Source organism: Streptomyces soli (assembly GCF_003999195.1).
GTDB classification, from domain to species: domain Bacteria; phylum Actinomycetota; class Actinomycetes; order Streptomycetales; family Streptomycetaceae; genus Actinacidiphila; species Actinacidiphila soli.
Genome location: NZ_RJVR01000113.1, coordinates 1 through 9,021, shown reverse-complemented (window position 1 = coordinate 9,021; position 9,021 = coordinate 1). Strand labels below are relative to the sequence as shown.

The window sequence follows — 9,021 nt, the reverse complement described above, 5'->3', positions numbered from 1 at the left end:
GGCAAGCGGCACAGCGAGCACAACCCCGGCTCACTGGGTAAGGACCCGGTCGACTGCGCGCCGTGCGAGGCCCCCGACGGGCACCCGCTGCTCGCCGACCTGCCGCGCTTCCACCGGCGCACCCCGGCCGAGGTCCTGATGGAGGAGGCCTACGACTGGTCGCGCCCGATCACCGACGCGGAGTGCCTCAAGCCGTATCTGGTGGGCATCGACGTGAACATGGCCTTCGCCGCCGGTGCGAACGGCACGATCGTCGGCCTCGGTGCGCCGGCCCGGGTCACGAACCCGGTCTTCGACCCGAAGCTGCCCGGCTCCTGGCTGGTCGATCTCTCCCACGTTGACCTGTCCCGCGTGAAGGTCGGCAAGCAGTGGCAGCGGCTCGAAGGAGACCTGCTGCCCAGCCCGTTCACGCCGAAGGGCGACCGGCCTGAGGGGCCGGCCTGGCATGCGACGCCGACCGTGGCGTACGCGGTCGAACTCGGCTACGACGTCGCCCCGGTCGAGGCGTGGGTGCGGTACGAGAACGGCCGGTTCCTGGACGGCTGGTACAACCGGCTGCGCGACGCGTATGTGGCGACGATGGCCGACCTGGGCGTCACGGCCGACCTGTCGCCGCAGGACTTCCTGACGGCGATGGCGGAGCACAAGCAGGTGGACCCGCAGCTGGCGATCGTGCTGTCGGCGGTGAAGGCCACGGTCAAGGGCGGCATCGGCAAGCTGCGCGAGCGGCCCCGCGGTGAAGGCTGGAAGCCCGGCGAGCCGTGGCGGGCTCTGTCCCGCCCGACGTGGCGGCCCGACATCCGCGCCGCCGTCATCGCCAGGACCCGCATCAACATGCATCGCAAGATGCTCAAGCACGCGGCCGTCACCGGTCAGTATCCGGTCGCGGTCCTGTCCGACTGCGCCGTGTACGCCGCCGATGGGCCGAGCCCGCTGGACTTCCTGCCGTACTCCGGCGGCAGGCCCCTGCCGGGCGGTTTCCGGCTCGGTGTCTCGCCGGGGATGGTCAAGCACGAGGGCACCCAGACCACTCTGTGGGCCGAGGGTGTGCGGGAGCAGTACGGTCCCGAGCTCAACGTGGCCCGGTACATCAAGGACGGCAACGTCACTAACGAGGACGACGGAGAGTAGGCCGCGATGAGCATGTTCGGGGACGGCCTGGACAAGGCGGTGCAGAAGGCGTTCACCCGCCCGATCCCGAAGTCGGCGGGCGCCCAGATGCGGTACCTGGTCAAGCAGCTCAAGGGCACCAAGGCGGTCGCCCAGATGCTGCGGGTCTCCCAGCGCACCGTCGAGCGGTACGTGAAGGACCAGATCAAGCGCCCCCGCAAGGACCTCGCCGCCCGTCTGGAGACCGAGGTCAAGAGGCGGTGGCAGCCGCAGATCAGGGAGAAGGCCAAGAAGACGGCGGCGACCACGGGCGGCATCGTCATCGACACCCGCGCCCGGCTCGGCTACACCGCTCCGATCGGCACCACCGACCAGGACCGGATCCGCCACCTCACCGTGGCCCTTCCGCCGCAGTACGCCGCCCGTCTCTTCGACGCCCAGGACCAGGGGGCCACCGACCAGCAGCTCCAGAAGATCGCCGCCGAAGCGCTCAAGGAGGTGTACTTCCAAGACGGCGGCCGCCGCGCCGGCAGCCTGGAGGAGGTGCGGTTCACCGACGTGCAGCACATCGACTTCGACCTGTAGGTCCCCGAGCACGGATGAGGGCCCGAACCATCGGCGGTTCGGGCCCTCACTCGCGTATCCGCGGGGGACGGATGGTCATGCACGCGCTGCCGTGCTCAACGACGCTGCCAGCGCCCGGGTTACGGCTGCGGATCTCCCAAGGCCGACTCCTGCCAGTGCCAGCCGTGGTCGGCCATGCCCTCCTTCGTCCACTCCATCAGCAGCCGGTCTCCCTCCTGCCCGCGTGTCCCGTCACGGCCGCCCCCGTTAGCCAAAAACCGCAGCAGGGCGCCGGCGGCGGCCTTGCCCGCGTGGCAGGCGGGACAGCTCAAGGTGGATCGCCCGCCCGTCGGCGTCGTCCTTTGGCATCACGAACGGCATTCGAGCTGCCAGGAAGCGGCGCTTCGCAGCGAGACCCCAGGCCCGGGCAGGGAGTCGCGCTCCGTACGGCAGCAGCTGCGGAGCGAGTCGGGTGTGATCCATCCCACTGGTGGCGCCAGCCTCGGACAAGCGGAAGTGAGACGAGTGAGCATCTCTGCTGGTCAATGGGCCTGATTAGAACAAGTGACACACACTCAAACTTACGTTCAGTTGAGCGTCAATGATCACTGAGTAGTTTTTTGTGAGGTGCGTGAGTCTGAGGGCGCGGAAATCGACAGGGTGGGTGATGAGGGCTCAACCGAACCCCCGTGCGGGCAAGTCGCCCGTGCCCGATCACCGACCTCAGCGTTGAGGAACCGGCGATACCCCACCCGGAGGAACGTGTGAGCAACGGCGACGTCGACACTGACGCTTCGCCCGAGGACGGCGGCCACAGCCAGCCCGTCCAGGAACCCCCGGACCTGCCCCTGGACTTCGAGGGCTTCTACCTCGGCCACCAGGAGTTCTTCCACGACTTCGCGGAGATCCACCTCGGCAGCCGCCGGGTGGCCGAACAGGTCGTGCACGAGGTGTTCCTGGAGATCCTCGGCGGCTGGGACGAACTGCTGGCCGAAGGCAACCTCGAACAGCGCACTCTCGCGGTCCTGCACCGCTGCGTCACCGACCGCCTCCGGCAGGACCGCCGGCCCCCGGCATTCGTCATCAACGCGCCAATAGCCCAGAACCTGCAGGCGGTCCGGAACCAGCTGGAGATCACCACCGGCTCCAGCGGGCTGTACGAGGCGATCCTCAACCTGCCCACCCGGCAGTTCACCGTCATCGCCCTGCGCCACCTCCTGGGCTACCCGACCAAGCAGATCGCCCGCTACATGGGCCTGGACGCCCGCACCGTCGACTACCACGGCCGCAAAGGCAAGGAACGACTCCGGGTACAGCTGGGACTGCCGATCCCTCCCAGCAAGAACAAGAAAGGGGCGGGACAGTGACCGCCATCGATGACCTCCTCACCAACGCCCGCATCCCCACCTCACCGAGCGACGGATTCGACGTCGGAGCCGCGCTGCGCCGCCTCGCCGCGGACGCCGCGCAGGCCACCCCCGCGCCGGACATGCTCCGGGCGCGACAAGCCGCCGAACGCCTGTCCGTGATCTGCCGCTGGGTCCTCAACAAGCCCGACGCCGCCGACCATGTCGACCGCCTGGCGCAGGACCCCAACGCCGTCGGCGATGATCACCTCGACGTCGACGGCGCCCTCGTCTTCGCCTGCCTGCTGTACCTGACCGGGCATCGAGAGAGCGCACAGTTCTGGTGGCAGCTGGCCGCCGGGGCCGGCCTCCGCGCTGCCGCCTACTGCCTGCACCTGCACCACCTGGCACTGGGCGAGAGCCGGGAAGCACAGCACTGGCTCCACGAGGTCACGGACAACATGTTCGACTCCGAAGCGCCCGACCAGGCCTTCCTGGCCTGCCTGGAAGCCGTGGCGCTCTACGTCCGAAAGAACGGCTACATGGCTGATCCCCCCACCGGGGGGCTGGAGATGGAAGTCGACCGCCTGGCCGACCTGGCGACCGGCCCCTGCATCATCGTCCACCGCCCAGACCAGCGCCTGGCCGACCGGCTGCACGACTTCGCCCGCCGCTGACCAGCAGCGCAACGCAAAGAAGCCCGTTTCCGACCCTCGGTTTCGCAGGCCACGGTCGGAAGGGCTCCTCACGGCGATGCACCTCCAAGGAAGGAACATCTGTCATGGACGATAGCCCTCACGAGCGCCCCGCGCGGAAGGTTCCGGCACTTCTTCACCGTCTCGTGAAGTGGGCCCGCCAGCGGCGGCGTGTCGCCCTCGGCCTCCTCCTACGCGGAACCTGTTACGGGCTCGGCACCGGCCTGGTCAGCATCGCGACATTCTGGGTGCAGCACCACATGTGATTTTCGAACGGCCGGGCCGCGCCCACGGGGCCGGCCCGGCGCAGTTGGTACACCGCCGCTCCCGGCACCACCGACGACGGCCGGGAGCGGCTGCTCACCCAGCACCTGCCGCCGGCAGTGGAGCGGCATGTGGCCAGGAAGCGCTCTAGCCCCTGGGCGGCCCCTGGGACATTGTCAGAACGGCCCGATCGCCACGAGCACCCAACACATCAGGGAGTGCCGACAGTTGAGCTACAAGCAGCGTGATCTGAAGGTCACCTACGAACCCCACAAGGGGTGGGCCCACTTCGTCCTCTACACCGAGCCCGAACACGGCATCGCTGCAGGCGGCCTCAACGCCACGGCGTCCTTCGAGAGGCAGACTCCGTACGTCCGGGAGTGGCTGGGCAGGCTCCAGCGCTGCGAGCCGAACGCTCTGCACGCCACGCTCGTGGAGAACAGGAAGATCCCTGACCTGTTCCACCCGTGCGTGTACGACGACAAGGACAGCCCCTCAGCGGTGGGCGGATCGGGCTGCGTCTGCTACCAGACCTCATACGACCCAGAGTTCGGGCTTCCCGTCGTGGAGCACCACTACCGCACCGTCGGCGGGAACATCGAAAATTGGACCTATTTCACATACGCCCCCCTCGACCTGCGCCCCGACGACACCTTCGCCTCCCTGATCATCGATCAAAGACACCTCTTCTGGGTCAGGACAGCCGACGGCGTTCTGTCGCTCCTCCCGGAGGAGAACGGACGCGGCTACGGAGTCGGGTACGGCGGCGGAGGCCCCGCCGAACTCGCCCAGTACATCCAGAAGCTCATCGACTCGAACGGCCAGGACACCGCCGCAGGCGCCAGCCGGTACGACGACAGCGCAGATCCGCAGATCCACGCGTGGGTGTCGAGCGAGGCCGCCACCGGAAGTCAGGAATTGACGCTGGACGACCTCAAGAGAATCCAGCGCGGCTGACAGCAGGCAGCGGGACGGTCGAGATCCTGGACGCCGTCAGCTGACTCCAGGCCTCGCTCGGCCGCCCGCCGGACCAGGTGCCGGGGTGTGAGGCGCCGTACCGGGCCGAATAACCGGATGCGACGTGCAGGTGGGTGAACCCCATGACGCCCTCCGACTCCAGACAGCTCTGGTCCCGGTGCGTCACCACCTCGGGTTGTGAACCGGCCAGCCAAAGCCCTCGGAGTCACTGACCCGCAGATCGTGGCCCAGCAAGGAGCACGCCTAACGGCCATACGGGACTGAGCGCGTAGCGGCGAAGGCCGCCCAGTACGCGCTCAGCGATGCCTGGACCCTCTCAGAGCAGGGCTGGTACGGGGTTCCTTATCGGGGTGGTCACCAGCGCACGACCACGTACCGTCGTCGCCCCTCCCGCCGTCGCTGATCTTCTCTCTGCCACGATCTCGGCATGAGACTGACCACGGGGACCACCCTCGCCCACGCCGAAGATGTGCTCCGCCGAGCGGAGACGACGTGGACCAACGCGCGCGGCGCGCAGGACTACTACCGCGCCCTCACCGATGCAGTCCATGAGACGTACCCCACGCTCAAGCAGACCTTCGCTTCCCCGGATCTCGCTGCCGCCCTGCACTCGACGGCCTACTGGAACCTGCTGGCGATCGGTGGTGCGCGTCCGGGACCTGCCGTCACCGCCGACCCCGACGTGGCGATGAGTCAGATACGGGCCCTACGCGCCGAGAACCAGGCGCTCTCCACCGAGATCGAGACTCAGGTGAAGGCACTGGAAAGGGCCCGCGCCGAGCTTGAGGCATTGATGAAGTTCGCCGCGCGTCCCGGCCTGCCTGTGGTGTACGACACCAACATGCTCAACCACTGGCGGCAACCCGGCGACGTCCTGTGGCGCGATCTCTTCAAGCAGCAGGGCGAGGACGTGCCGCTTACCCGGCTGGTCGTTCCGCTGCGCGTGATCGACGAGCTGGACCGGCAGAAGTACGGCCAAGGAGACCTTGCCAGGAAGGCCGCCACCGCCATCCGCTACCTCGAGCGCGTCCTCCGGGACAGCCAGCCCGGACAGCCAGTGCAGCTGCGCCCGGGCGTCGCCACTCTGGAGGTGTGGGTCGACACTGATGACCGTGGCGGCGATGCGGACATGTCGATCCTGCGCTGCGCCGCCGACCTGGACAATCTCCATCCGGAGACCGGCGCCCGGGTGCTGACCGATGACTTCGGCATGCGTCTACGGGCCCAGCAAATGGACCTGAAGGTGCTCCGTCTGCCGGAGGACCACCGCAAGAAGGGCACCGCGCTCGACGACGTACCGCCACTGCAGACGTAATCCCGCGGGCGCCCCGGTAACGCTGGCTAATTCATGGCCCCTGTCCAGCTTCTAGACGGCCGCGGCAAGCGGGGCCATCAGTCCAGCCTGGCCAACTTCCACGGCGAGAGACCCAATGGCCGTCAGGTCACACCCGCGTACGAGTCGGGCCAACCCAGTTACGCGCCGCTGACGGCCTTGAGGTCCCGGTGCTGGCGTTTGGGCGGCGGGGTGTCGTACCGGTACGCGGACGGCTCGTTGAGTTCGCCGGCGGCGATCCGTTCGGCGGCGTCCTGGATGGCGGCTTCGAGGTCTTCGACCGTCTGGTAGCCGGCGATGTAGGGGTGGAGGGTGTAGGTGCGGTAGCTGCGCGCGGGGCGGAGCACGAGGTGCCGGTCGACCAGGAGCGCCATGGCGGTGCTCGCGGCGTTCTTGCTGAGCCCCACACGGGCCGCCAGTTGGCTCTGGGAGGCCTGGACGGTGCCGCCGGGTTCCTGGAGGTCCACGAGGGCGCTCAGAAGGTCCTGGGCCCCCTTGGTGAGGTCCAGCTGGTGCAGCATTCCGTATCCGAGATGCGCCTGGATCAGCACGCCTGCTCCTCCTCGTCTTCGGTCTCGCCGAGCTCCAGCTGAATACTCCGCGGCGGGGGCGGTGCGTTAAGCGTCGGGGAGCTTCCTTCTGGAGGATTCCCTCCCCGTAGTGTCGCCAAGACTTCCTGCTGTCGGTCACCGTTGCCCTTGAAGGCGATCAACGGGTTGACGAACAGCACGCCGTTCTCCACCTGCTGAAGCATGTGCCAGCCTTCCAGCCGCCCGACCGCCCGTGTCACGTTCGATCGTTCCACACCCAGGTGCTTGGCGATCTTCGCGTGTGTGGCCTTGAGCCAGCCCTCGCGCTGCCGGCCGATGCAGAAGACGAGGACCGCCGACTGGATCGGGGACATGCCGTGCTGGGCGATCAGCACAGCCAGGACGTCGCTGAGGAACTCGTTGCTGACCGCGCTGTACCCCTCGTGCCCGTACATCTCGTGCGGCGCACGGTATTTGACCTCAACGTGCACCTCTTGCGGGGCGCGTTTGCCGGGCGGCGCCTTCTTGATGATCCCGGCGAAACGCTCGGTCAGGGTCTCCTGGTAAGACGCGCTCCCGCCCTTGGGCACCGCGGACAGGGACGGCTTCACCCCAGCAGGTCGGCGGTCACGCTTGGGACGAGCCATGGGGCCTGGCCGCTCCTTGTCACCTTGATCTTCGCGGTCGCAGCGCACTCTAGCGGTTGTCCCACTCTGGTTGGAAGATTTGTACCTGTCGGCGTGGCCTATTGGTGTCGGTGCCGACACCAAGCTTCACTGGGGCCCGCAACGACAGGCCGCTGACCTGCAACTACGCGCAGTTATCCCACTCGGCTTGGACAATTTGGGCCGGTTGTGATGTCGGCCGACACAAAACTGCAGGTCGCATGTGTCACAGCCAACACATCTGCATCTCTAAAACCGCAGGTCAATTGGTGTTTCTCGCAGAGACCCTCTTTTCCTTAAGACGCGCGCGTGCGCGCGATGCCCTCACCGCAGGTAGCTAGCTTGGGCTGTCGTGGTTGAGCTCGCTTCGCGTGCGGCGCCGTGCAGCAGCTGCGAACCGTGGGTAGTGTCCTAAGGTCCTGAGTCTCGGGTGGTGCCGGTCGTGGACGAACAAGCCGGCAACTGAGGGGCTGGCGTGAGTGGGCGTGCCGCCGGTGGCCTGGCGGCCCCCGACTCCGTACCTCCGTACGATGTCGCTGCTTTGACCCATCGTTGGGGCTTCTGTTCGGGGCCTGAGGTCTCCACGGCCTGTTTCTTGGCGGGTGTTTCGGATCGAGGGACACCGGTGTGAGGACACCGGACGGCCGGCGGGGACTGGACGCGTTCCTCAGCAGCGGGACACGTACCCGGATGGCAGGGCAGCGGGGGCCAGTACTGGTCCCGTTCCCTCGTACGGGGGCCGGGGTACGTGAACGGTCACGCGGCCGATGCAGCCCTTGATGTACTGGCCTTTGGCGGAGACGAAGCAGGGAGCGGGCTGGAGCACATGGCCGACTGGGGCGGATTCGAGTGGGTGGTGTGGCGGATCAGCGTTGACGACCCGCAGCGGCGCGCTGGGGCGGAGCCGGAGCTGGCCGGGCGCACGAGGCAGCCGATGACGGAGCTGGCCGCCTCGCTGGGCTGCGTGTACGAGGAGTGCTGCGACGACGACTCCTCCGAGGACGGTGTTCCGTATTACGCCTGGTGGGTTCGTGTGCCCCAGGCCGAGCACGCCCGACGCGGTCAGGACGACGTCCCGGTAGCTGTCGACCGGCTGCGCCAGTACCTCGCGATGCAGCTGCCCGACCTTCTGGTCTGGGAGATCGTTCCCGACCGGGAGTTCACCGTCGACCGGGCCCAGCGCCCTGCGCGTCGCCTACGACGATCTGATCGCCCCGTTCGAACGAGCCTTGATGCCGCTGCGCGTGGACGGGGCCGACGAACTCCAGCCGCGGGCAAAGGTCTGGAAGTGGGAAGAGCACCTGGCCGGCACATTCGACCTGTGGCTGTGCAAGGACCCGGACACCCCTCATGCGTGGATCGTCGTCACCGTCGGACTGTGGACCGAGCCGCAGCTCCTCGACGAAGAACCAGCCGCCCGCCTCGGCCACTTCGGCTTCACCCCCCACCACCCGCTGCTGTTCCTGCCCCGCCCACCGGCCCCGACCACCTTCACCGCCCGCGTCACCTCCGGCTCATTCCCCCACAAGAGCACGT

General features: G+C 67.8%; 10 protein-coding genes and 1 pseudogene. 8 read left to right on the top strand and 3 right to left on the bottom strand.

The window, feature by feature from the left end:
- Together tap and tpg are read left to right on the top strand one after the other, a co-directional pair.
- On the top strand, window positions 1-1,131 hold a 1,131-nt coding region (gene tap / locus EFK10_RS09715; RefSeq protein WP_407647042.1), incomplete at its 5' end, for a telomere-associated protein Tap.
- A 6-nt stretch (window positions 1,132-1,137) separates the two neighbouring features.
- Entirely contained in the window at window positions 1,138-1,695 is a 558-nt protein-coding gene (gene tpg / locus EFK10_RS09710; RefSeq protein WP_127355327.1) for a telomere-protecting terminal protein Tpg, read from the top strand.
- Window positions 1,696-1,814: 119 nt separating this feature from the next.
- On the opposite strand, the pseudogene EFK10_RS09705 reads toward tpg, so the two are convergent.
- A pseudogene (locus EFK10_RS09705) lies at window positions 1,815-2,012 on the bottom strand (DUF6300 family protein); the annotation flags it as partial.
- A gap of 426 nt (window positions 2,013-2,438) precedes the next feature.
- On the opposite strand from EFK10_RS09705, the gene EFK10_RS09700 reads away from it, so the two are divergent.
- The 5 genes from EFK10_RS09700 to EFK10_RS09680 all read left to right on the top strand — a co-directional run bounded on the left by EFK10_RS09700 (window position 2,439) and on the right by EFK10_RS09680 (window position 6,272).
- Complete coding sequence (locus EFK10_RS09700) at window positions 2,439-3,041, top strand: sigma-70 family RNA polymerase sigma factor (RefSeq protein WP_127355325.1); 603 nt, start codon at window positions 2,439-2,441, stop codon at window positions 3,039-3,041.
- Window positions 3,038-3,697 (top strand): hypothetical protein, encoded by a 660-nt coding sequence (locus EFK10_RS09695; RefSeq protein ID WP_127355324.1) that lies wholly within the window; start codon window positions 3,038-3,040, stop codon window positions 3,695-3,697. Before EFK10_RS09700 ends, EFK10_RS09695 begins: the two co-directional genes overlap by 4 nt.
- A gap of 104 nt (window positions 3,698-3,801) precedes the next feature.
- Window positions 3,802-3,981 (top strand): hypothetical protein, encoded by a 180-nt coding sequence (locus EFK10_RS09690; protein ID WP_127355323.1) that lies wholly within the window; start codon window positions 3,802-3,804, stop codon window positions 3,979-3,981.
- Window positions 3,982-4,207: 226 nt separating this feature from the next.
- Window positions 4,208-4,936 (top strand): hypothetical protein, encoded by a 729-nt coding sequence (locus EFK10_RS09685; protein ID WP_240677106.1) that lies wholly within the window; start codon window positions 4,208-4,210, stop codon window positions 4,934-4,936.
- A 448-nt stretch (window positions 4,937-5,384) separates the two neighbouring features.
- Window positions 5,385-6,272, top strand: coding sequence for a PIN domain-containing protein (locus tag EFK10_RS09680; protein ID WP_127355322.1), 888 nt, complete (start codon window positions 5,385-5,387; stop codon window positions 6,270-6,272).
- A 158-nt stretch (window positions 6,273-6,430) separates the two neighbouring features.
- On the opposite strand, the gene EFK10_RS09675 is transcribed toward EFK10_RS09680, so the two are convergent.
- Both EFK10_RS09675 and EFK10_RS09670 read right to left on the bottom strand, forming a co-directional pair.
- Window positions 6,431-6,841: a hypothetical protein gene (locus tag EFK10_RS09675; RefSeq protein WP_127355321.1), complete on the bottom strand. Its 411-nt coding sequence runs from the start codon at window positions 6,839-6,841 to the stop codon at window positions 6,431-6,433.
- On the bottom strand, window positions 6,835-7,431 hold the full coding sequence (locus tag EFK10_RS09670; protein WP_164835906.1) for a MarR family transcriptional regulator: 597 nt from the start codon (window positions 7,429-7,431) through the stop codon (window positions 6,835-6,837). Before EFK10_RS09670 ends, EFK10_RS09675 begins: the two co-directional genes overlap by 7 nt.
- Before the next feature lie 1,286 nt (window positions 7,432-8,717).
- Here EFK10_RS09670 and EFK10_RS09665 point away from each other — a divergent pair.
- Window positions 8,718-9,021, top strand: a 304-nt coding sequence (locus EFK10_RS09665; protein WP_164835905.1) for a C-type lectin-like domain-containing protein, incomplete at its 3' end; no start/stop codon positions are given.

Excerpts from the sequence above, each read along its gene's own strand:
- EFK10_RS09680 (WP_127355322.1), top strand. The coding sequence starts at position 5,385 with ATGAGACTGACCACGGGGACCACCCTCGCCCACGCCGAAGATGTGCTC.
- tpg (WP_127355327.1), top strand. The coding sequence starts at position 1,138 with ATGAGCATGTTCGGGGACGGCCTGGACAAGGCGGTGCAGAAGGCGTTC.
- EFK10_RS09690 (WP_127355323.1), top strand. The coding sequence starts at position 3,802 with ATGGACGATAGCCCTCACGAGCGCCCCGCGCGGAAGGTTCCGGCACTT.